The organism is Candidatus Woesearchaeota archaeon (assembly GCA_016188115.1).
Taxonomy (GTDB): Archaea; Nanobdellota; Nanobdellia; order Woesearchaeales; family GW2011-AR9; genus JACPIK01.
On sequence record JACPIK010000002.1, the window covers coordinates 1,250,348 to 1,271,274 of the forward strand.

At 38.7% G+C, this 20,927-nt stretch carries 23 protein-coding genes and 1 tRNA gene; 15 read left to right on the top strand and 9 right to left on the bottom strand.

Translation table 11 applies throughout. The annotated features are described in order from the left end of the window. Positions 1–37: 37 nt before the first annotated feature. Together aspS and HYV86_06735 are read left to right on the top strand one after the other, a co-directional pair. Positions 38–1,318, top strand: coding sequence for an aspartate--tRNA(Asn) ligase (gene aspS, locus HYV86_06730; protein MBI2573533.1), 1,281 nt, complete (start codon positions 38–40; stop codon positions 1,316–1,318). A 17-nt stretch (positions 1,319–1,335) separates the two neighbouring features. Next, positions 1,336–1,593, top strand: a complete 258-nt coding sequence (locus HYV86_06735) for a hypothetical protein (protein MBI2573534.1) — start codon at positions 1,336–1,338, stop codon at positions 1,591–1,593. Between the two features lie 105 nt (positions 1,594–1,698). Here HYV86_06735 and HYV86_06740 read toward each other — a convergent pair whose 3' ends face one another. Next, on the bottom strand, positions 1,699–2,469 hold the full coding sequence (locus HYV86_06740; protein MBI2573535.1) for an SIMPL domain-containing protein: 771 nt from the start codon (positions 2,467–2,469) through the stop codon (positions 1,699–1,701). A gap of 71 nt (positions 2,470–2,540) precedes the next feature. Then, a complete protein-coding gene (locus tag HYV86_06745) occupies positions 2,541–3,152 on the bottom strand; it encodes a helix-turn-helix transcriptional regulator (GenBank protein ID MBI2573536.1) in 612 nt (203 codons plus the stop codon). Between the two features lie 178 nt (positions 3,153–3,330). Here HYV86_06745 and HYV86_06750 point away from each other — a divergent pair, with 178 nt between their 5' ends. The 9 genes from HYV86_06750 to HYV86_06790 all read left to right on the top strand — a co-directional run bounded on the left by HYV86_06750 (position 3,331) and on the right by HYV86_06790 (position 10,219). Further along, on the top strand, positions 3,331–3,735 hold the full coding sequence (locus HYV86_06750) for a hypothetical protein (GenBank protein MBI2573537.1): 405 nt from the start codon (positions 3,331–3,333) through the stop codon (positions 3,733–3,735). A gap of 189 nt (positions 3,736–3,924) precedes the next feature. Beyond that, positions 3,925–4,326 carry a hypothetical protein gene (locus HYV86_06755; GenBank protein MBI2573538.1) on the top strand — a complete coding sequence of 134 codons (402 nt, stop codon included), beginning with the start codon at positions 3,925–3,927 and terminating at the stop codon, positions 4,324–4,326. 102 nt (positions 4,327–4,428) lie between these two features. Beyond that, positions 4,429–4,878, top strand: coding sequence for an NUDIX hydrolase (locus HYV86_06760; GenBank protein MBI2573539.1), 450 nt, complete (start codon positions 4,429–4,431; stop codon positions 4,876–4,878). Between the two features lie 112 nt (positions 4,879–4,990). After that, positions 4,991–5,308: a 50S ribosomal protein L7ae gene (locus HYV86_06765; protein ID MBI2573540.1), complete on the top strand. Its 318-nt coding sequence runs from the start codon at positions 4,991–4,993 to the stop codon at positions 5,306–5,308. A 10-nt stretch (positions 5,309–5,318) separates the two neighbouring features. After that, on the top strand, positions 5,319–5,642 hold the full coding sequence (locus HYV86_06770) for a 30S ribosomal protein S28e (protein ID MBI2573541.1): 324 nt from the start codon (positions 5,319–5,321) through the stop codon (positions 5,640–5,642). Between the two features lie 16 nt (positions 5,643–5,658). Beyond that, positions 5,659–5,889 (top strand): 50S ribosomal protein L24e, encoded by a 231-nt coding sequence (locus HYV86_06775; protein MBI2573542.1) that lies wholly within the window; start codon positions 5,659–5,661, stop codon positions 5,887–5,889. 1 nt (position 5,890) lies between these two features. Continuing rightward, positions 5,891–6,370 carry a nucleoside-diphosphate kinase gene (gene ndk / locus HYV86_06780; protein ID MBI2573543.1) on the top strand — a complete coding sequence of 160 codons (480 nt, stop codon included), beginning with the start codon at positions 5,891–5,893 and terminating at the stop codon, positions 6,368–6,370. A gap of 192 nt (positions 6,371–6,562) precedes the next feature. Then, on the top strand, positions 6,563–8,746 hold the full coding sequence (locus HYV86_06785; GenBank protein ID MBI2573544.1) for an elongation factor EF-2: 2,184 nt from the start codon (positions 6,563–6,565) through the stop codon (positions 8,744–8,746). 165 nt (positions 8,747–8,911) lie between these two features. Beyond that, positions 8,912–10,219: a hypothetical protein gene (locus HYV86_06790; protein MBI2573545.1), complete on the top strand. Its 1,308-nt coding sequence runs from the start codon at positions 8,912–8,914 to the stop codon at positions 10,217–10,219. A 45-nt stretch (positions 10,220–10,264) separates the two neighbouring features. On the opposite strand, the gene HYV86_06795 is transcribed toward HYV86_06790, so the two are convergent. The 3 genes from HYV86_06795 to HYV86_06805 are packed head-to-tail and all read right to left on the bottom strand — an operon-like array spanning position 10,265 to position 11,636. Beyond that, positions 10,265–10,594, bottom strand: coding sequence for a DUF192 domain-containing protein (locus tag HYV86_06795; GenBank protein ID MBI2573546.1), 330 nt, complete (start codon positions 10,592–10,594; stop codon positions 10,265–10,267). Between the two features lie 37 nt (positions 10,595–10,631). Next, complete coding sequence (locus tag HYV86_06800) at positions 10,632–11,090, bottom strand: RNA-binding protein (GenBank protein ID MBI2573547.1); 459 nt, start codon at positions 11,088–11,090, stop codon at positions 10,632–10,634. A gap of 21 nt (positions 11,091–11,111) precedes the next feature. Beyond that, a complete protein-coding gene (locus HYV86_06805) occupies positions 11,112–11,636 on the bottom strand; it encodes a hypothetical protein (protein MBI2573548.1) in 525 nt (174 codons plus the stop codon). A gap of 289 nt (positions 11,637–11,925) precedes the next feature. On the opposite strand from HYV86_06805, the gene HYV86_06810 reads away from it, so the two are divergent. Together HYV86_06810 and HYV86_06815 are read left to right on the top strand one after the other, a co-directional pair. Then, positions 11,926–13,083 carry a protein kinase gene (locus tag HYV86_06810; protein MBI2573549.1) on the top strand — a complete coding sequence of 386 codons (1,158 nt, stop codon included), beginning with the start codon at positions 11,926–11,928 and terminating at the stop codon, positions 13,081–13,083. 59 nt (positions 13,084–13,142) lie between these two features. Beyond that, on the top strand, positions 13,143–14,261 hold the full coding sequence (locus tag HYV86_06815; GenBank protein MBI2573550.1) for a hypothetical protein: 1,119 nt from the start codon (positions 13,143–13,145) through the stop codon (positions 14,259–14,261). Between the two features lie 30 nt (positions 14,262–14,291). Here HYV86_06815 and leuS read toward each other — a convergent pair whose 3' ends face one another. Next, positions 14,292–17,156, bottom strand: a complete 2,865-nt coding sequence (leuS, locus tag HYV86_06820; protein ID MBI2573551.1) for a leucine--tRNA ligase — start codon at positions 17,154–17,156, stop codon at positions 14,292–14,294. A 105-nt stretch (positions 17,157–17,261) separates the two neighbouring features. Then, positions 17,262–18,533 carry a hypothetical protein gene (locus HYV86_06825; GenBank protein MBI2573552.1) on the bottom strand — a complete coding sequence of 424 codons (1,272 nt, stop codon included), beginning with the start codon at positions 18,531–18,533 and terminating at the stop codon, positions 17,262–17,264. Positions 18,534–18,629: 96 nt separating this feature from the next. Between HYV86_06825 and HYV86_06830 the strand changes: the two genes are divergently transcribed. Continuing rightward, positions 18,630–19,247 carry a hypothetical protein gene (locus tag HYV86_06830; GenBank protein ID MBI2573553.1) on the top strand — a complete coding sequence of 206 codons (618 nt, stop codon included), beginning with the start codon at positions 18,630–18,632 and terminating at the stop codon, positions 19,245–19,247. Between the two features lie 138 nt (positions 19,248–19,385). Continuing rightward, complete coding sequence (locus HYV86_06835) at positions 19,386–20,285, top strand: hypothetical protein (GenBank protein MBI2573554.1); 900 nt, start codon at positions 19,386–19,388, stop codon at positions 20,283–20,285. 36 nt (positions 20,286–20,321) lie between these two features. On the opposite strand, the gene HYV86_06840 is transcribed toward HYV86_06835, so the two are convergent. Both HYV86_06840 and HYV86_06845 read right to left on the bottom strand, forming a co-directional pair. Beyond that, positions 20,322–20,507, bottom strand: a complete 186-nt coding sequence (locus tag HYV86_06840; GenBank protein MBI2573555.1) for a hypothetical protein — start codon at positions 20,505–20,507, stop codon at positions 20,322–20,324. A gap of 63 nt (positions 20,508–20,570) precedes the next feature. Then, positions 20,571–20,723: transfer RNA gene (locus tag HYV86_06845), tRNA-Gln, on the bottom strand. Positions 20,724–20,927 lie beyond the last annotated feature (204 nt).

Consider the following 20,927-nt stretch of genomic DNA (forward strand, 5'->3'; position numbering starts at 1 on the left):
CATAAATAATAAAAACCCCTCCTCTTCTCAACGTCATATGCAACGTACTCATATCAATCAAATTCAAGAAGGACACACTGTTAATGTGCAAGGCTGGGTTCATAGCTTGCGTGGTCAAAGCAAAATTAAATTCTTACAATTACGCGATATCACTGGGGTGGTCCAATGTATCTTAATGGATCAAGCTCAGTTCCCTACGTTCGACAAACTTCTCGCAGAGTCAGCTATTTCTATTACTGGATTAGTCAAAAAAGCAGTGGTGAAAAGTGAGGAAGTAACCCAAAAAACCGTTGAAATCGAGATTCAAAAGTTAGATATTCTTAACGTAGCAGAACCATTGCCAATTACCATCTCCACAACCGGCGATGCGCTTACTAACGAACTTTCCAAACGTCTAGACTATCGTTATGTAGATCTTCATCGACGAGATACGCAGGCAATTTTCAAAATTCAATCCACCTTACTTGCTGCATTTCGTGAGTTTATGGTTAACGAAGGAGCAACAGAATGTATTTTTCCGTCCATCATCGGCGCATCTTCTGAAGGGGGAACAGAATTATATCCAGTTCAATATTTTGAAAAAACCGCAGTTCTTTCTCAAAGCTGTCAGCTTTACAAACAAATGGCTGCCTGTTCATTAGAAAAAGTTTTCTCCGTTTTTACTGTATGGCGCGCAGAAAAACACAACACACTACGACATCTTAACGAAGCGCGCCAAATGGACTTTGAGGTCGCTTTTGCTGATGATAAAGTTGCGATGGATGTACTAGGTCGTTGTGTACAATACATTGTGAAAACAATTCTGGAACGCAACGCTACCGATCTCGAAGTGCTTAAAGTTCTCCCTAAGATTCCTACAGTGAAATACATGACGTTTGCTGAGGTAGCTACACTCATGAAACAACATCATGTGGAAATGGGAGAAGATGATCTCTCTGGCGAATCAGAGCAAAAATTAGGAGAATTATATCCCGATACTGTCATCTTTGTTCATGATTGGCCACTTGCGGGTAAACCTTTCTACATCATGCCAAAAGGCGAACATCTCTCCTATGGTTATGATGCAATCTATCAAGGCATGGAAATTTGCTCTGGCGGACAACGGATTCATCTTCCAGAACTACTTATCGAACGATTAAAAGTCAAAGGACTCAATCCAGACCACTTCAAATCATATATTGATTCCTTCCGCTACGGCGCACCGCCTCATGCAGGCTGGGGCGTTGGCGTTGAACGACTAACAATGCAGATTTTAGGCATAAAAAACATCCGAGAAGTCACCTTATTTCCGAGAGATCGGGATAGATTGACACCGTAAGCAAATTCATGTAAAAAATGATAGACATTCCTGCAGTTTTCGGTCTTTTAGGTTCGATTACAGCGGCTAGTCTCTTTTTTCCTCAAGTGTGGGTCTCATTCAAGACCAAAAAAACCAATGATCTTGCGTGGTTTGGCATTCTGATAGGTTTACTTAATGGTATATTTTGGGTCATATACGGTTTGTTTCAAGCAGATCCATTTATTTATGTAACCAATATTATTCTTTTCATTGGTGCATTATTGTTATTTATTCTCAAAAAGAAGTATGGGTAAAACTCAATAATCCTCTCTCTCTCTCTCTCTCTCTCTCTCACACCCATTAAAAAAAGTCTACAAAAAAGAAAGAAACCAAAAAATAAGAAAAGAATACACATTCATCTACTCAATCGCAAATTCCACATTAATCTGCACAGACACAGTTATTTCTTCTGGAGTAATGGTAGGAACTGCATTAGGAGCACTACCTGCTTCTGCTTTCATAGCAACCATATCTCGTGCATAATAAATTGGTGGTTGATACCCAGTTTCACTCACAGCCACAACTTTTCCTACTTTTGCACCCAAAGCATCAACCAGTAAATTTGCTCGTTCACGTGCTTTGCTTGCAGCCTGTCCAATTAACTCTTCCCGCAATTGTTTCTCTTTATCATCAGTGAGACTAAACGAGACTGAGTCAACATTGGTAACTCCTGCACTTACTGCAACATCCATGATCTCACCAGCTTTGGCAATATCACGTACAGTTACACGTAAAGTATGCTGTGCACGAAAGCCTTTCTCTTCACTGCGTCCAGTTTGATAATTATAATTCTGGTACGGATACAAATTGTAATATTCTGTCACAATATCTTTCTCTGCAATTCCTTTGTCACGAAGCGCTTTCATCACCCGATTCATCTTCAATGAATTTTCTTCTTCAGCATTTGCTGCGGTCAAACTCTCAGTCATCACTGCAAGACGCAAGATTGCTTGATCTGGCATAACTTTCTCTTCAGCTACTCCTGTAACACTAACCGTGTTGAGCCGCTGTTCTTCCCCTGCCTGTGTATTTCCCACAACTGCCGGTTCTTTGTTGACTGCCATAAAGACGCCAAATAAAAGAATAGCGCAAATTCCAATTCCAATTAATCCAAGTATTTTTTCACTCATGTTGATCACCTATTATCTGTTAAGAAGAGCTTATTTATATATCCTAGAGTAGACTTTAATCCCAGTTAAACCTATTTTCTCTTAATTTTGTCCTGAATAAACGCTACTAACACATAAATTACCATTGCACTCAGTCCGCCAACCAAAAACCACAATGAAAAGTCTACGCTTGTAGTTTGTACAACTGGGGCAACTTCCATCATTAAAGTTGGGGCAGCCATCACGGCTTCTTGTGTTAACTCAGCACTTTTTGCAGCTATATCTGGGGTTGTCAAAACTGGTTGAGAAACAGCGATTCTTTCAATTAAACGTAAAATTGCAGCAATCCCCACAACAATCCCGCCAACAGGTAATAACGCCTTCAACCGTTCCCGAAACACTGTATCACGAGATGGCGCAATCACAATATATTGGCTCGCTAATTTGTAATGATTCACTTCACGTCCTTTCGCAGAATAATGAAACTCATCTGCTTTCACTAATCCTACTTCCATCAATTTTTGAATATGATAATGGACCGTCGAGATCGGCAGCCCCAGAGTTGTAGCAATCTGCTGTTCCGTATCTACCTTATCTGACAAATGATCCATCACTTTGCGTGCTGTTTCAGATGTAATTGCCTCAGCAATCGATTTAGTTTTTTTCTGTGAAAGATCAATAAAAAGTAGTTTTGATTTTGCCATGAATTAATTTGAATATTAAAACATATTAAAAATATATCTGCTTAGCTATTTGTTTTTTTCTTCTTTTTCTTCCATTGAAACTATTACCTGATGAAATGATTCTGGCAATTGAAAATAAAAACCTATATATGCAAAAGGAACATTCTCCTACTATCAAAATCTTCGAAGAGGTGTTAAAATGAGAAAGATAGCTATTATGGTGGTAATGTTGCTCGTAATTAGTTCGAGTGTCTTTGCTATGTCTTGGGAAAGACCAAAACAAACTGCAGTAAAATCCTGTGAAGACAAAGATTGGTTATTCATCAAAAAAGGTATGGTTGCCGACAAATTCGAACAACGACGTTTAATGCATTCTGATGTTGGACAACAAGCCTTAGCACCAGGTCAAGTGAAAGGAATGGATATGTTTCGTAAACCATTCACCCATAGCGATAGTTGCCTTGATGGAAAAACTCTTCAGGAAGTATCCTGTTCAAATGGTGCTGGAACTCGAATAGGCAAATTCTTTCAGACACATCGCGTTACTTGTACAAAACAATGTAATCCTGCTACCAAAGAACGCCCCTATGCTTGGTGTAGTTAATCTGTAATTTTTCTTTTTAATTTTCTTTTTTTAATACCCTCCCGTTTAACATCTTCCTCTTTTTTCATCGCTTTTGTGCAAATTTGTCGCTTAGTCTATCTGGACCAAAATAAAGACCAAAACGTCTTCTCAAGAATAAACATCTTTATAATGGACCACCTATTTTTAACATCTAAAGGAGGATTGAAGATGAAAAAACTAATTATTGTAAGTATAATGATTGTGCTAGTAGCAATGAGCGCATTTGCGGTAGTAGCTCCTACTGCTAAATGGAAAAATTCTCTCCACAGTTCGGTACGCAGTTGCGAAGATAGTGATTTAGTTGCAACAGGGATTGGACAAGGAGATGTTGAAAAACAGTCAGCAATTGGTGGAACTGCTAAAGGAGTTTCATCTAGCGGAAAGAAATTTAGCTATACTGATAAATGTATTAACAACCGAGTTCTTCAAGAAGCAAGCTGTCTGGAAAATAACTCTTGGTGGGGAAAATTTAAACACGTTCGCGGAAAATTTGTTCAGTGGTATGATGTAACCTGTCCTGTTCAATGTAACCCTGCTGACGGAGCACACCCTGCTGCATGGTGCAGTTAAGCATTCCAGCCTTCCAAAGTTTTTTTCTTGCTTTTTTTCATTTTTGTTCTTAAGATTTCTAACTTAAGATTTATAATCTAAAGCTTCTCATTTTCTGCTGCCATGCCCCAACCTCTGCTTGTAACTGTTGCCATCATCACTCAGGACGTGTCAGAAACGCCAGAAAATGCATTAAGTACCTCTAAAAATATGTCTGAAGAAAAGTATCTACTCATTAGACGCGGCCGTGAACCATTCAAAGGGATGTGGGCATTCATTGGCGGTTGTGGCGCATTTGAAAGAACATTGGATCCTTCAGAAGCAGTGACACAGGAAGTGCAAGCGGATATTCAATGTAAATTTGATCCCACATTTTTGTGTTATCGATCTGAAACCGTTCACGTGCCGTCAATCGTATTCTATTTTTATGGTTCAATTAAAGGGATTCCTCATCCTAATCCTAAATATGTGTCTGAATGGAAGTGGGTCACACTAAAAGAACTTCTCAATATGCAATTAGCATTTAACCAACAAGAAGTAATTAATAGCTTCTTCACTAAGAAACCTTTATAAAAAGCCGCCTAATTTAGAAGAATACCAGTGAATTGGCAAAGCCAATGAGGTAAGATTTTTCTTGCCTAAATCTGTCTTAATTAAAAATAAACTAACCGAGGTCGAATACACTATGTCCAATGAAGCAAAAGTTTTAGAAGCAGTAGAAGTTGCTCGCACATCCGGAAAAATCCGTAAAGGAGCAAATGAAGTTACCAAAGCCATCGAAAAAGGAGAAGCAAAATTAGTTGTCTTCGCTGCCGATGTAAATCCAAAAGAAGTAGTTATGCATCTTCCTCTTTTGTGCAAAGACAAAAAAATTCTTTGCGTTCAAGTTGCAAAAAAAGAAGATCTTGGTGCAGCAGCCGGTCTTGCAGTTGGAACTGCTGCAGTTGCTATTGTTAAAGAAGGAGAGGCAAAAGCAGCTATTGAAGCTATTGCTCGTGGATAGGTGAGAGTACATGGCAGCACCACAAAAAAAACCAGCCGCAGCGGTTGGTGGCGAACAACAAGCAGCTGAACAAAAAAGTGAAGGTGACGTTCGTTTTACAGATGGTATTCCCTCTGAAGTAAAAGAGATCGTTTGCCGAGCAGGAAGTCGTGGCGAGCTTACGCAAGTCATGTGTCAAATTTTAGACGGTCGTGATAAAAACAAAGCAATCCGTCGTAACGTCAAAGGTCCTGTCCAAGTAGGTGATATCCTCATGCTACTTGAAACAGAGATTGAAGCGCAACGTCTTGGCGGTGGCCGACGTGGCGGTAATAGCGGCAGTGGCCGTAAATAAACCAAGGTGATTTACTATGCCTAAATGCGTATTTTCCGGAGATGAAATTAAACCAGGTACAGGCATTATGTATGTCTTTGCCGACGGTCGAATCGTCTATTTCAAAGATTCAAAAGCAAAAAAGAATTATTTAAAACTTGGACGCTTACCTCGTACTACCCGTTGGACCAAATCATTCCATGCAGAAAAGAAAAAAGTAGCTCAAGCATCAGCTACCAAAGCTGCTGCGGTCAAGGGTGAACAGTAAAATGATTGAGCGTACTCTCGTTCTCATTAAACCTGATGGTGTGCAACGAGCATTAAGCGGACGTGTTATTCAACGTTTTGAAGACGTTGGTCTTAAAATCGTTGGCATGAAAATGAAATGGATTGACGCTTCATTTTCTAAAAAACACTATGCTGCGCTTGTAAGCAAACCTTTTTATCCGGGTCTTGAGAAAATGATTACGGAAGGTCCAGTCATTGCCATGGTTCTTGAGGGACTTCATGCAGTAGAACTTGTTCGTAAAATGGTAGGATCAACTGAACCTAAATCAGCTGCACCAGGAACGATACGTGGAGATTTTTCACATCATTCCTATGCCGCAACAGATAAAGAAGGTCGTTCCATTAAAAACATCATTCATGCTTCAGGAAATCTCGAAGAAGCCAAAGCTGAAGTTGCTCTCTGGTTTGCTGGCGATGAATTGTTTACCTACAAGACCGTGCATGAAATCCATGTGTTTTAGATTTTTTGTTTATTCTTTGTTTATCTTTTTTAAAAAATTCTTTAACCTTTATTTTTCAACTCCCATTTGAACTTATCCTGTCCAAAAGATTTAAAAATGAGCCAGTCGCCAAACCGTCTATAAACCCAGTAGATCTTAAACTGGTCAAAACATAATCCTATTACAACGAGGTAACTAACAATGGCTGAAAAAATGGTTGACAAGGTCATGCGTATCACGCAAACACCTGCACAAATTCGTAATATCTGCACATCCGCACACATTCATCACGGTAAAACCGCATTTACTGATAACTTACTTGCAGCAGCAGGTATGATGTCAGCAAAAGCAGCAGGAGATCTTGAAGCTGGTATGGCGACATGGGGACACGCAGACGAACAAGAACGTCTTATGACGGTTGACGCTGCTAATGTATCTATGGTGCACGATTTTCAAGGTAAAGAATACTTAATCAATCTCATTGATACTCCTGGTCACGTTGACTTTGGTGGTAATGTTACTCGTGCCATGCGTGCTATTGACGGAACTGTTGTTCTCATCTGTGGTGTTGAAGGAGTTATGCCACAAACCGAAACCGTTGTACGACAAGCCCTTCGTGAACGCGTAAAACCTGTTCTTTTCATTAACAAAGTAGATCGTCTTGTTAAAGAACTTAAACTTAGTCCAGAACAAATTGCTGCTCGTATTCAAGCATTAGTAGTTCAATTTAACAACATGATTGAAAATGTTGCTGAACCAGAATATAAACAGAAATGGAAAGTAAGTGTTCAAGATGGTAGTGTTGCTTTTGGATCTGCACGCGAAAACTGGGCTCTCTCATTTCCTTACATGCAAAAGAAAAGCATCAAATTCTCTGATATCCTTCACATCTATGAACTAGAAGGCGAAGAACGTAAAGATTGGGTTTGGAAAAACGCCCCTCTTCACGAAGTTATCCTTGATATGGTAATTAAACATCACCCTACTCCTATGGAAGCGCAAGCATATCGTATTCCTAAAATGTGGCACGGTGATCCAGAATCCCAGTTTGGTAAAGATCTTGTTTCCTGTAACCCTGATGGTAAAATTGCGTTTGTCATTACTCGTATTGTTATTGATCCACGTTCAGGAAAAGATATTTCTGCTGGTCGACTGTTTAGTGGAGTCATTAAAAGCGGACAAGAAGTATGGCTTAACAACGCAAAACAAAAACAACGTATTCAAAACGTATACATTTACAATGGTGTTAAACCAGAAATCATTGACTCCATTCCCGCAGGAAACGTTCTTGCTATCTCAGGAGTAGTTGGTTTTGCAGGAGAAACAGTTACCTTTGAAGAAGAACAACCATTTGAGGAGCTCAAACACATTTTTGATCCAGTTATTACCAAAGCTATCGAAGCTAAAAAACCAGGAGATCTTCCAAAATTAATCGAAGTCTTGCGTAAAGTTAGTCGTGAAGATCCTTCCATTAAGATTGAAATTAACGAAGAAACTGGTCAAAACTTAATGAGTGGTATGGGAGAACTTCATCTTGAGATTATTGAAAACAGGATTCTTACCGAGAAGGGTGTAGAAGTAAAAACTTCACCACCTATCGTAGTATATCGTGAAACCATTACCAAACCTTCTGCTGAAGTAGAAGGAAAATCACCTAACAAGCATAACAAACTTTACTTTAAAGTTGAGCCACTTGATCCTGTTATTGCAAAAGGGGTTCGTGAAGGACGACTTCCCTCTGGACGCTTTAAACGTAAAGATGAGCAAACTATCAACTTCTTACGTGAAGAATGTGGTTGGGATGCCAAAACAGCCGGTCAAGTTAAAGCAATCTTTGAAGGCAATGTTTTCATGGATCAAACTCGTGGTATTGTATATATCAACGAAATCATGGAACTTGTCCTTGACATGTTTGAAGATGTTATGAAAAATGGGCCTCTCGCAAAAGAGCCGTGTGTTAATGTTATGGTAAGTCTCACCGACTGTTCACTTCACGAGGATGCGATCCACCGTGGTCCTGCACAAATGTATCCAGCAATTCGTGAGGGTATTCGTGGTGCGATGATGCAAGCAGGTCCAATGATGTTTGAACCATTACAGATCACTCGCATTGAAGTACCTCATGAATTCGTGGGCGAAATCTCTAAACTCGTTTCTTCTAAACGCGGTCAGCTTCTTGAAATGAACCAAGAAGGTGATCAAACTGCGGTTATCGCCAAGATGCCGGTAGGAGAAATGTTGGGATGGTCAAATGATCTTCGTAGTGCAACTGCTGGTCGTGGTGTATCTTCTCTTGTTGATCAAATGTATGAAAAACTTCCAATGGAATTACAAGAGAAAATTAAAACCCAGATCATTCAACGTAAAGGCATCAAAGGCGGAGAATTAGGAGCATAAGCTTTCTTTTTTGCTTTCTCCTTTTTCCTTTTCTAATTTCTTTTTTTTTGTTTCTTTGACCTCATAATTGATTTGGTCAAGCCAACACTTCATACTCAATACTTAATCAATAGATTTTAACTTAAGAGTGATAACATTTTTAAAGAGTTTGCTATTTTTGAGAATATGGGATTTTGGAAAAAGTTGATTGGTATAGGAGGTAGTGGTGACCCTTCCTTTCCTGGTTCTGCTCAACCCTCAAAATATCCAGCAGACCTAGGGGCAACTCAAGAACTAGCCCCAATTCTTGATCAAGGACCTAAACTAGCAATATATGAAACGGGCGTTTCTACTCAAGAAGAAGATAGGCGGTATGCCTCATTTGGTTCATTTTCACGTCTGGGCAGAGGAGGGACCTCTCATGTTTACCTAGAACAAGATAGTCAGAGCCAGCAACTATTTGCTCGCAAGGCGATTTATCTTTTCAGAACATTTCAACGAGAAACCACGGGTAAATTCCCGTTCTCACGCCCCAACATAGAATATAGTTACACCAATGACAATTTGTTCATCCACGTTAATGGCGAACCGTATCAAGTTACTGCTGCAGGTGTCAGCGGAATACAAAAAGATCGGTTGGAACAAGGATCTCTTCCTCTCTACTTTGCCTTGCACGAGTTATATGCTACAGCTATTACAGGATCAGCAGGTATTCCTAACATCCTTCCATTTAAGGGAAGAGAATATGTTCTTGATAAAGAGGGGAGGCTATTCTTATTATTAGATATTGGTCTTGTTTCTGGAGTAGGACTCAAACAAAAAGCTGTCTCACTTGCAAACACAAGTCCAGATTCTTATGCTTATTTTACAGGACGTGTTCTGGAAGATGTTATCAGAGAAATTCAAGGGGTTCATCAACAAAAAGTAGTTCACAACGATATTAAAGGGGAGAATATTCATGTTGTTCGCGCCAGAAATAGTGATAGTGCTATTACCACGGCTGCTCTTCTTTTTGATTTTGGCATAGCTCGAGTTCATCCAGGCACTATTGCTGCACAAAGAATTTCAGATCCCCTGCGTCAATTTCTCTTTAATCCTCGTGAAGAATGGGATGGGTTTGTATCTGGTACTATTGGATATATCTGTCCTGAAAAAGCTATCAACCCTCGGCATAATCATGAACCATTTGAAGTCCAACATAAAGCTGATTATTTTTCCCTTGGCTCATTAGCTTTGGAATTAGTATTAAAATTCTCGAATGAATCTTACTTCAACAAAACTCACGCGCATCCTGAGGAGTGGGTAGATCATCTTAGAAGAATGCCCAAAAAATTTGATGATAAAATCTTTCAGGATTTCTCTTCTGCATCCGGATTTAATCCTCGACAAAAAAGAGACCTTGAAACAGGTATTCGCCATGCTATGGCTGCAAATCCTACATATCGTTCCATTGAAGAACTTCTTCAAGCAGCAATAGATTTACAAAGAGAATAATCATATTTGTTGATGCATCCAGAAAACGTGTTGCATAATCTTTCATCATTGAAATGAGATCTCATCTCCTTCTTTATATTTCCCGTCAACAAATCCTAACTCTATCACATACTTTCCTTTAACTGAACTTTGCCACATCTGCCATGGCTGAAAATTTCTCTTCACTTCCACAATTTTCATTTCTTCATCAACAATCAACACATCAATGGGAAAAAACACAAACCACATATGTAATGATATCCCTCGAGAAACCGGAAACTCCATTACCAAATTCTGTTGAGAACGAAACATCAATCCTCGCATCCAAGAAAAAAATCCTGTTGCATATCGTTCATGTTTAGAAATAATACTTTTCTGCGTTAAATTCTCAATCATCTCTCTCTCTCTCTCTCTCTCTTCTAGCTCTCTTTTTTCATGCCTCTTGCTTCCACAACTCATCACCAACATAATGCAACGTCTTTACCATTTTTCCGGTTGTTGTTGCAAGCATTTCTTCCTTGCCAAAAAGCGCTTTGCCAACAGCAAGAAACTTACCATGTGTTTGATCTACTATCACTACTGGATCTCCCATTTTCACTTCCTCATCAACTGCAACAATTCCTGGCCGCATCAAATCCGCGCCATTCACAATGAAACGTACAGCACCCATGTCAACGGTTATTTTCTTTACTAACATGGTGTTATTCATCAAAAAACGTAACGTAGGAAAAGCAGTCTCTTCCTCAAAAAAGAACGCAATTGTTCTATTAATTGTCAATGTCGCTTTAGGCAGAGTTTCTTTACGCTGAATTATATCTTTCTTGGTAAAGATCAAATTATATCGAGCAAGTAATTCCTGTGCATCTTTCGGACTAACGGTTGTAACTTTCATAAGGTTGTAACTTCCATAAGCTCATCGAGATGTATGTTTACTTTGATCTAATTTAGAATACGCAACATAAATCAATATGGCTAACGCAACCCCAATTAATGTAAACCGTAACACATCTTGGGCATATTGCCAGTAGCGTATTGTTCCATATAACAACAATAAAATTGCTCCTGCGCTAATTCCTGTGCTAATAATTTCCATTTTAAGTAAAAGCATGCTTACTAATCCAAGAATTCCTACGATCAACGACACAATAAAGACAATACGGTCATGAGACTCTCGTTGACCCTCAAGCTTGGTATAACAAGGATCGCCATAATTACAATAGCCTGGTGCTTTTTCTGGTGTATTTTGTGAAGAAGGAATAACCCATGTTCCATTAAGACTTAAACAGCTTGTCTCATTTAGCATCTCAGGATATTGCGGTTGAGATCGATAACACGCGTCAAAATCAGGCGCTTTATGAAATACTTCGATGCCATAGCCAATGAAGAGTGCAAATAATAGCGCAATCGCAATGGCAAGAAACGTCTTTTTTGTAAACATGTACCTTATTAGGGCATACAAACTTAATAAAGATTTGGCTTGGTTAATGAACTTAAACGCAATTATTTTGACAACTTTTGATGAAATAGACCTAAATCCCTCCATCTTACTAAACTCCAACACTTAACTCAAATTATCTCCTCAAATATCCCCTAAAATATCATCCATTATTAATCACTATCAAAAGACAAAAGAGCTAGTTTTCTGCAAAAGCTTTATAAATGGTACCCTAAGAGGTATTTTAGGTATATGCTATATAGTAATTACGGCTAATACTAAATCTATAACTATGAACCAGTACGTTCCTCTCTCACCTGTGGCCCAAGATCCACCGGCAGTATCGTTTCATGCTTTTGGTAGATCATATGCTCCCTCCGATTTGCTTGCGCAAGGCGGCGAGGGTCAAGTATATCGCAGCAGTCAAAACCAAGGCCGCGTTGTTAAAATTCCTCAACCTGCATTAAGAGATAGTTCTAGTCTTACAGCAGAAGCAACATTAGGTCGTGTTGTAGAACATGCTCATCTTGCTCGCGTTTTAGGAATAGAATCTGTAGTCATTACGAGAGATGATGGGACAGAAAAAAACTGCCCTGCTGTTGAGTTTCCTGATTATGGTTCAAATCTTCATCGTGCGTTCTATGATGGTCACGTTTCACTTCAACAAGCCATGGGATATCTTGCGCAAGTTGCATCAGTATTGCCTTATCTTACCCAACAAGGAATCACTCACCGTGATGTTAACAAAGGTAATATCTTTGTAGATGGGCAACATGTTGTTCTTGGTGATCTAGGATTAGCTCTTGTTAGTCTTGATTCACCTCTTCTTGGGAAAATTGGAGAACTTGATCCAGCATCACGCACTTTTTTTGAACGTCGTGCTACTCATCCGTCAACAACCGGTTCTACAGGAACATGTTCACCTGAACAAGTATGCAATATTGAAAAAGTAGGTCCAGCTAGTGATGTTTATAGTATGGCTGCTGCAGCGTATGGTCTTCTCACAAAAGTTGATTTTAATCGCGCACTAGCCACATCTATTGGAAATAAAAATGATCGAAATGGGGTTCTTAAAACTCTCGATTCTTATGTTGGACTTCAGGTAAATCAATTATTCCGTTCTCTTCCACAAAAAGTTGCTGCTGCGTATGGAATTCAACCTGATTCAACACTCGCAGATATTCTAACCCAAGCTGCCAGTCCACTTCAGCAAGCGCTTCGTCGCAACCCTGCTGAACGTCCAACACCTCAATCATTATATCAATCCATTTCTGATCTTGCTATAAATTTAGGCAAGGTTTCACCACTTTACGCTTCAGTAATAAGCTCTGTTACTGGTGAAACCTCTTCTTCATCTTCACCAGCTCGTAATCGAGTTGCAACCTCCTCAAATCCATCACCTGTACCATCTGATAAATTTGTCGATCTCGAAAGATTTTTTCAAGCATAAGTTTCTAAGAGTGTTTTGAAGTTTAAAAAATAAAATTTGCTCATCAAACATCAACCAACATGAACAAAACATATTCCCCATTTGAGGACTCTGAACTAACTGTAATAGATCCACCTACTCTAGATCGATTGCTTCATATTGAACCCACAGATATGAAAGGAAGCCAAGCTCGGATTTTTCGTGTTATTGATCCTGACAGACCTGGAAGAATTATGAAAATCTGGACTATTGGTAATCTCATTGATAATCCTACTGCACCATTTCTCGACGCAATGTATGTTGAATCAAAAGGAACGGGATCAGGGAGAATTTATGTTGGAGAGTATACCTTTCCTTTACCAGGCAACCAAGATGCTCAAGCAAGAATTTATGGTGTGGCAAATGAAATTTCAGCACTCACAAAAATAACTCGAGATCGAGAATTAAATGTTGCTGGTTCAAATCTTTTCCCAAGAATATATTCTCATGGTCTTGCATTAAGTGAAAGTGGAAATTTGGTTGCGTATGTTGAAATGGATGAAGTGCAGGGTAAAACTTTACAAGAATATCTTACTGCATTAAATTCTCCTGAACGGAAACATCGAGCTGATTATCGGTTGAACATTGCGCGTAAAGCTGCTTGGGGTCTTGCAAAAGGCACACATTATCTTAGAAAAGCAGGTATTGATCACCGAGATCTCAAACCAGAAAATATTTTTATCTCTGGGAACACTTGTAATTTTGTCGATAAAGGTTGTTCTCTCGGTGTTGATCTTGAAACATTTTTACCAGAGTATCTTGCGATTCCCGATCTTCATGCAAGACGAAAACAAGGTATTATTTCGGGTACACCAGAATATATGTCTCTGCAACAAGCTATGGGGGAATTTGACCCTACGGGAAATATCTATGCTGCAACCATCATGTTTAGTGAAATTTTAAGCGGAAATCATCCTTTTAAACTAAAAGATGAAACCGGTGCAAGATTACCGCCTATAGCAATAATTATAAAAAATCAAAGTAACACAGATCTCCCTGTGCACACAATGGAAGGTCTTGAACAATCTCCTGTATGGCCTTTGGTTAGACATACCTCTCGCGATATTGAAGCGATAGTGTCTAATGGGCTATCTCGCAACTCTGATGAACGACAAGTTGTTCCTAAATTAATGTATGATTGGGCAAAAAAGGTAGCATAAAAAGTACTCCTTTAACAAGTAATTCTTTCCCTACTCAACCACAATTCCTACTTTTCCTGGTGCTGCTGCTTTTGCTTTAGCATGAGTGCTTTCTTCTCCACGCATAACCAAAACTGTGCAATTAAATTCAGTTTCAAAGAAAGCTGCTGCATCTTGTAAACATCGCAATTCAAAATCTTGTGAAGTTACTGCGCTAACCGAGCCTACTTTGACAAACTTAGGGATTAACTTGGTCAACTCTGCTGAATTTTTCTTGAATTTCTCCACTGTCATCATCGACCCCATGATCTCTTTAAACTCGCGAGTGTGTTCAAGTAATCTACCAATTTCCACAAACGCAGCGTACTTCCATTCTTCAGAAACTAGAAGAGTAATCGATTTAGCTTGAGTTGTCTTTGCTAATTTCAATACTTCTCCAATATCTCCTAGTGTCTGTTCGATTAATTCCTCTCCCCTCATTGCCTTTGCATCCAACGCTTTTGCCATTGGCCACAATTCAGTAGAAATATAGGTTTTCTTACCAATTGCATGCCAACTCTCTTCACAGAAATGAGGAGTAAACGGAGTAAGTAATTTAAGTTGTGTTTCAATAAAATGATTAATTACTTTCTTGTTATATTTTCCACCAGTGCGACGAGTATACCACTTTAATGCTCGTTGCATATCCATCAAACCTGCTTGCACAGCTGATTTAAAGAGCATGTTTTCCATATTTTGTGTTGCGTGATCAACACAATCATGAATCGTATTTTCAAACCAAGTATCAATAATTAACACGTCGTTTCGTCCTTTATTATAATGCTCAAACGCAAAGTCATAAATCTCATTTAATTTGTTTTTAGCCGTCTCTAAGAAGGTCATATCATAATTAGCATCCTCAACACCTTCTCCTGCATTAGCAGCAGTAAGACGAATAATATCTGCTGTGTGCTTCTCATAGAGTTCTCTAATAGTAAAGAAATTGCCTTTTGACTTAGACATTTTTTCATTATTAACCATAATGCGTCCATTCAAAACATACGCTTTTGGCCAGTGTTTTTTAGGAAATAATGCCGTGTGGTTAAACAAGCAGAATGCCAGGTGATTTTGCAACAAATCTTTTGCCGAATTACGGAAATCAAATGGATACCAATACTCAAAATCAGTGCGCATTTTCTCGATCATTGCGCGTGGCACTTTCGTTTTTCCCTCAATTTCGGCAACATTTCCTTTTCCAAAAAAGATATACTCAAAAAATGCATCATTTAAATGATCTACATTAAATCCGTATTCTTTAGAGTGTTCAAGATACTTTGCGATCGTGCAATATGCCATTTGCATTGTCGAATCACTTAATGATTCAATCACCCACTCATGATCCCAAGGAAGTTTTGTTCCAAGACCAAATTCACGCGTGCACGCCCAATGTTGCAACCAATCAAGAACATAATCAAATTGCTTGCGTACTTTTTCAGGATACAGCGTAAGTCCATCCAAACATTCATGTGTGATTTTCTTCCAATGTTCATTATCATAATTCAAAAACCATTGATTGCTTACAACTTTAACAATACAGGGAGTTAAACAACGACAAACTACTTTTCCAGTTGGTTCCCAAAACATCACCGCGTCGCTAGTAGAGATCAATTCTTTCTTAATCGCTTCTTGACATTTTGGCACATCCATTCCGCTATACTTGCCGCAGCTCTTCTTCATAACCCCTTTACGATACACACGACGATTAAGTTCACCTTTGGCTTCCTCTAATTTTTCTTTTTGTTGAGCAGAAGTAATTCCAAACTCTTTTCCTATCGAATCACCAAGATCTTCTCCCATCCCTTCTACATCAATAATAAATATTGGTTTAAGTTTTTTTACAACCTCATTATTAAGATGAAATTGAGCAAGTAATGCAGGGTCAGATTGAATTTTGCGTAACTCAAAAAGATCAACGGGGTCCTCTAAAGCAGAATAGACTAATCCAGAACCAACTTTAGCATCAATAAATGTTGCTGGAAGAGTATAAATCTCATACTGCGCAACTGGTCCTTGTACCCATTTTCCGATGAGTTCTTGAGCAGTAATTTTACGAAGAATTGTTGCAGCAGGGTCGCACTGTTCTCGAATCTTACCTAGGACTGCTTCACCCACAACCCATTTTTCATCGTGAACTTGCGCAACACAGTATGCACCATGCGGATCAACCCAAAGATTAGTCTGACCAAGTAACGCATCAGGACGAGTAGTTCCTGTCATTAAAATTAGATCGGAATCTTTCATGCGAAACTTAATCCAAATAAAATCTTTTGGCGTCTCTCCTTCGCCTTCTGCGCGATCATGGTCTCCTACTGGCACATTATCCTTTGGACACCACATGACTGGATGTTTGCCTTTCGTGACATACCCTAAAGCATGAAGTTTGTTAAATTGCCATGTTACAAATTTATCATATGCTGGATCAAGATACGTTGTCTTAAACGTATATCTCTCATCTAATGCAAAGCCCATCTTTTGCAAATCTTTAAAGTTCTCTTTGGGAAAATAATCGCACCAATATTCTGGATTTGCAAACTTAGCAATCTCGGAGTCAGCAATTCCCATTTTTTTAAGCGTGGCAATTTGGGTTGGTTCTGCTTCTTTGACACGTTGTGCTGCGGCAACAATAGGTGTACCAGTGCAGTGGAATGCAAACTTGAACAATACATTATGTCCTTGCATCCGTTTAAATCGGGCAATCGCTTCCGGAGCCATATATGTAAATAGGTGACCTAGGTGTAGTAGCCCACTCATGTAAGGATAAGGAGTAGTCAAATAGTATTTTTTCTGAGAATAATCTTCTACATCAACGTGAAACAAGCGGTCTTCTTTCCATTCTTGCTGCCACGTATTGTGAATTCGCTGCCAATCTAATGCCATTCATTTTGATGCGGATTTCTCTTTTATAAATATTTAGCTCGTAAATGTAAAGAGTACGCCAAAACAAAACCAATAACAAAACTAGTAATAAGAACAATCAATTCATTACGATTTTCTTCTTTTTTTCAAAATTCCCCATCCCTCTCTTTGAGATGGAGCAGGTGTAACCGGATCTTCAACAGAACCCTTAGCATGATCCTGAACAGAACCTTCTTGAAGATATGCTCTAAGAGCTTCATCTATGTCTAATCGAGCATTAGGCAATCTCTCTGAAAAAGTCTGCGCAGGGTCTATTTTTGCCGGTTCTGGTGTTGGTGCTACCGGTGTAGGCATAGACTCAACTTCTTTTTTAGGATTATTTGGCATTCCTGCTCTGTGTGGTTGAGAATTCATCCTTCCTCGCTCCATGCCAATTTCATACTGTAACATACGAAGAGATTGGGGTCGATGCTCTGAGATTGTATCCGTTTCCGTATTGTTTACTAACAGATAATAAATTAATCCAATGCGTAGATTCGTCTGAAGCAAAGAAAAATAGGTATCAAATCTGCTTGGTTTCTCCGATTGTCTTTTAAAGATTTCATCAAGACGCTTGATTCCCATTTCAGGGACATAGCGTCCATTTTTTAAAAACAAATCGATGGACCTTACAGACGCTATTGAATGACTATCTTCCGTTGTTGCAAAAATAGCACCAAGATCTGGAGCAATAGAACAGAATTCAGCAAGAGCAAGTTTGAGTCCAGCAACATATTCTGTTCTTTTTGCTCTTGTTGCTGGGTCTGTGCCATATTCATGTGCAATCACGTTTAGTATCTCTTCCCACCCAGTTTGTTCTGCAACGCTGCGTAATGCATCAAAAGAAACCCGAGCTCCTCCCACCCTAGATCCGTCTAAAATGAGTCGGGATTCGCCATTTCCATCAACTAATCCTAACATATAAAGAATTTCTTTCCCATCATAGAGAACTTTTTGAATCTGAGCTAATTTCATAACCTGATTTATCTCATTAAGCGATGATCTATGTACTAAGGATTCTATTCCGCCTGGGACGTATAATCCATACTCTGCTTGCTCAACTGACCCAAATGATTTTTTACCCAGAACACAATTATCAAACCATTCTTTACAAATACGAACATAATTATCTAATGTTGCAGGTGTAATTGAAGCATGAGGTTTGCGCTGGTTTGTCGAGATAGCTTGTGCAATTAATTGAGTTGCGAGAAATCCTTGCACTAAAGTTGGACCATCTAATTTGGTAGAAATGTTTCCTTCTTGTTGGTCTTGAACCCGAATTTCTAGTCCTCCATTATCAATTAAATAAACAGTGTAAGGTGTTGCTGCTGCTATTTGTTGATATAGGGGCATAATCATAATCCTGTTTCTTGAACCATTATTTATAAAATCTTTCTATTTTACTACAAAAAAGTTACTACAAAGAAAGAAAAATTGCCCTATTTTCTTTCAGTCATGAAAACTATTATTAAAACTATAATCATCGCTGTTCTTGTGTGTAGCCTTTTGGTTTTAATCTCTTGTTCCAAAGACGCTGCACCTGTAGTGCCATTAACACCTCCTTCAGATTCTGTTGTTGCTTCCAATCAATCTTCCACAACCCCAGAACCAATAATATCAGAAGAAGTAGAAGACCTACAAAATAAGGAAAAATCTACTCAAAATATAACTTGCGAACGAAACGATCAATGTGAACAAGGTGTGTACTGTCTTAACAAAAAATGCGCTCGTCTTTCACAAATTAACAATGCGACCAATTGTAAACAAACCTGTCGATTAAGTAAAGCTTATTTTCACACCAGTGACAATGAAGAATATACTCTTTCACAAGGCCAAGGCACGTACACTGCGGCAGGGGCGCTTGAGTGGAAACTCATGTCATTTCCAGAGTATTGTCAAGGAGAGCAACCTCAAGTACCTTTACTTTTACTAAAGAAAAATGCTGGCAAAGTGCTTGAAGAAACTGCTATTACGCTCAAACAGGGCGATACCAGTAATATTGTTACCCATCCTACTGTAAAACGTGTTCAATTCACCATCACGTTGAGTGCTGTAGAAGAGAGTTGTAAATAGGATTTTTTCTCATTATAAAGAAGTTTGCCTCAATTTAGCAAAATTATGCAAAATTCTTTATAGTTTTTCTATTTCTACTTCCCAAAGCGACTACTCAAAAACACAATCCTTTTTAACCTCCACGTTTTTAACCACCTTATGAAAACCGTCTCACTTATATTTATTGGAATACTGCTCTTTACGGCTATGGCCTCTGCATTAGAGTGCCAATATACTCAACAAAAAGAAGTTGACCTCAACGGAATAAACCTCTACCAAACAAAAACCGTCGATGGAATAAACTTGAATCAAGCAGTAGAAATCACCCAAGAGAAACTCACTTTAAAAATTAAAAATAACCTCGCAATTCCCGTACAACTAAGCGTTGCATATCACCTCAACTCCGATCAAATTGAAGATAAAGATGTTAATACTATCCTCAATATTAAAGCAAATGAATTGATTACGCACAGGAGTCGGTTTGAAGATGATTGTGAAGCATATTCCTGCGAACTAGAAGATATCACTATCCAATACTTAATTCCAACCATATTGCCTTTAGATATATGCAAATTGTGTGAAGGTAAAACGTGTCTTAATGATGGTGTTTTATGTACCTCTTCAACTCAGTGTGGTGGGGCAAATTGTGTACGAGGAGTCTGCTCGAACGCAGAAACCTGCTTTCAAGAAAATTGCAACTGTGCAGAGAACGAAATACAATGTGACAACAACAAACAATGTGTTCCTAGAAAAGTAATTCCTCTTGATGCCCAACCAATATGCAATAAATCCGAAGAGTGTGTTTCTCAATATCTTGACCCCCATACTCATCTTTGTGCAAAATCACCTCTAAAAGTACAAGAAGAATTAAACCAAAAAGTTGTAGAAGAGTCTCTAAAAGCGCAAAACGAGCAACAATCCAGAAAGCGTATCATCTGGATTGTAATAATTGTTGTTGCGGTCATTTTCCTGCTCATCTGCGGTCTCTTTATGAAAGCTATATCAGATGAGAAAAAGGGTAAAGAAAACTTTTTAACCATCTTCCTCAGAAAAAAGTAGATCGGGTTTTGTTTTTCTTGTTTTAGATTTTTGTGTTTATTTTTTATATCTTTTTTTCATTGTTTTAGTCGGAAATAGGTCTGCAAGGTGTCGCTGCTGCCATTTCATAAACGTATCAATACAATCAGAGCAGATGTCAACTTCTTTTTTTTCATCAATTTTGAGATGGTGAAACGTAGGATTATACTTTTCGATGGTTTGGTGGCAGAGAGCGCAGTTCATGGGGTAATTACCATTATCTGTGATAATTCTCTTCTGTTCTTAAGATTTCTTAGAAGAAAAAAGTAGCCCCGCGCGGACTTTCGTACCTTTGGACATGACAGTTTTGGTCAAGCTTTTCCAAAAGGTTGTTCGAACCGCGGTCAAAGCCTCTCTTCACCATCAAGATAACTTGTTGGATCCAAAGGGCTCTATGCTAGTCCACTACACCACGGGGCTGTGAACAAGCCACAGGGGGCTACAATCAGGGTTTTTAATGGGGGGATTTATAAAATTTTAGGTTGGGATAAGTACGTCCTCACAAGATTTTTTATCCAACTAATTTTCTCCAACTAATTATTAATCAAAATTAAGACTCAATTTCTCCTCTTTCCCACTATCCGGAATTATTGCCTCTAACCTCTACGACAAAACCTATAAATA

What these genes read in the sequence shown, in the direction of transcription:
- aspS (MBI2573533.1), top strand. Translation starts at nt 38, where the DNA reads ATGCAACGTACTCATATCAATCAAATTCAAGAAGGACACACTGTTAAT.
- HYV86_06735 (MBI2573534.1), top strand. Translation starts at nt 1,336, where the DNA reads ATGATAGACATTCCTGCAGTTTTCGGTCTTTTAGGTTCGATTACAGCG.
- HYV86_06740 (MBI2573535.1), bottom strand. Translation starts at nt 2,469, where the DNA reads ATGAGTGAAAAAATACTTGGATTAATTGGAATTGGAATTTGCGCTATT.
- HYV86_06745 (MBI2573536.1), bottom strand. Translation starts at nt 3,152, where the DNA reads ATGGCAAAATCAAAACTACTTTTTATTGATCTTTCACAGAAAAAAACT.
- HYV86_06750 (MBI2573537.1), top strand. Translation starts at nt 3,331, where the DNA reads ATGAGAAAGATAGCTATTATGGTGGTAATGTTGCTCGTAATTAGTTCG.
- HYV86_06755 (MBI2573538.1), top strand. Translation starts at nt 3,925, where the DNA reads ATGAAAAAACTAATTATTGTAAGTATAATGATTGTGCTAGTAGCAATG.
- HYV86_06760 (MBI2573539.1), top strand. Translation starts at nt 4,429, where the DNA reads ATGCCCCAACCTCTGCTTGTAACTGTTGCCATCATCACTCAGGACGTG.
- HYV86_06765 (MBI2573540.1), top strand. Translation starts at nt 4,991, where the DNA reads ATGTCCAATGAAGCAAAAGTTTTAGAAGCAGTAGAAGTTGCTCGCACA.
- HYV86_06770 (MBI2573541.1), top strand. Translation starts at nt 5,319, where the DNA reads ATGGCAGCACCACAAAAAAAACCAGCCGCAGCGGTTGGTGGCGAACAA.
- HYV86_06775 (MBI2573542.1), top strand. Translation starts at nt 5,659, where the DNA reads ATGCCTAAATGCGTATTTTCCGGAGATGAAATTAAACCAGGTACAGGC.
- ndk (MBI2573543.1), top strand. Translation starts at nt 5,891, where the DNA reads ATGATTGAGCGTACTCTCGTTCTCATTAAACCTGATGGTGTGCAACGA.
- HYV86_06785 (MBI2573544.1), top strand. Translation starts at nt 6,563, where the DNA reads ATGGTTGACAAGGTCATGCGTATCACGCAAACACCTGCACAAATTCGT.
- HYV86_06790 (MBI2573545.1), top strand. Translation starts at nt 8,912, where the DNA reads ATGGGATTTTGGAAAAAGTTGATTGGTATAGGAGGTAGTGGTGACCCT.
- HYV86_06795 (MBI2573546.1), bottom strand. Translation starts at nt 10,594, where the DNA reads ATGATTGAGAATTTAACGCAGAAAAGTATTATTTCTAAACATGAACGA.
- HYV86_06800 (MBI2573547.1), bottom strand. Translation starts at nt 11,090, where the DNA reads ATGAAAGTTACAACCGTTAGTCCGAAAGATGCACAGGAATTACTTGCT.
- HYV86_06805 (MBI2573548.1), bottom strand. Translation starts at nt 11,636, where the DNA reads ATGTTTACAAAAAAGACGTTTCTTGCCATTGCGATTGCGCTATTATTT.
- HYV86_06810 (MBI2573549.1), top strand. Translation starts at nt 11,926, where the DNA reads ATGAACCAGTACGTTCCTCTCTCACCTGTGGCCCAAGATCCACCGGCA.
- HYV86_06815 (MBI2573550.1), top strand. Translation starts at nt 13,143, where the DNA reads ATGAACAAAACATATTCCCCATTTGAGGACTCTGAACTAACTGTAATA.
- leuS (MBI2573551.1), bottom strand. Translation starts at nt 17,156, where the DNA reads ATGGCATTAGATTGGCAGCGAATTCACAATACGTGGCAGCAAGAATGG.
- HYV86_06825 (MBI2573552.1), bottom strand. Translation starts at nt 18,533, where the DNA reads ATGATTATGCCCCTATATCAACAAATAGCAGCAGCAACACCTTACACT.
- HYV86_06830 (MBI2573553.1), top strand. Translation starts at nt 18,630, where the DNA reads ATGAAAACTATTATTAAAACTATAATCATCGCTGTTCTTGTGTGTAGC.
- HYV86_06835 (MBI2573554.1), top strand. Translation starts at nt 19,386, where the DNA reads ATGAAAACCGTCTCACTTATATTTATTGGAATACTGCTCTTTACGGCT.
- HYV86_06840 (MBI2573555.1), bottom strand. Translation starts at nt 20,507, where the DNA reads ATGAACTGCGCTCTCTGCCACCAAACCATCGAAAAGTATAATCCTACG.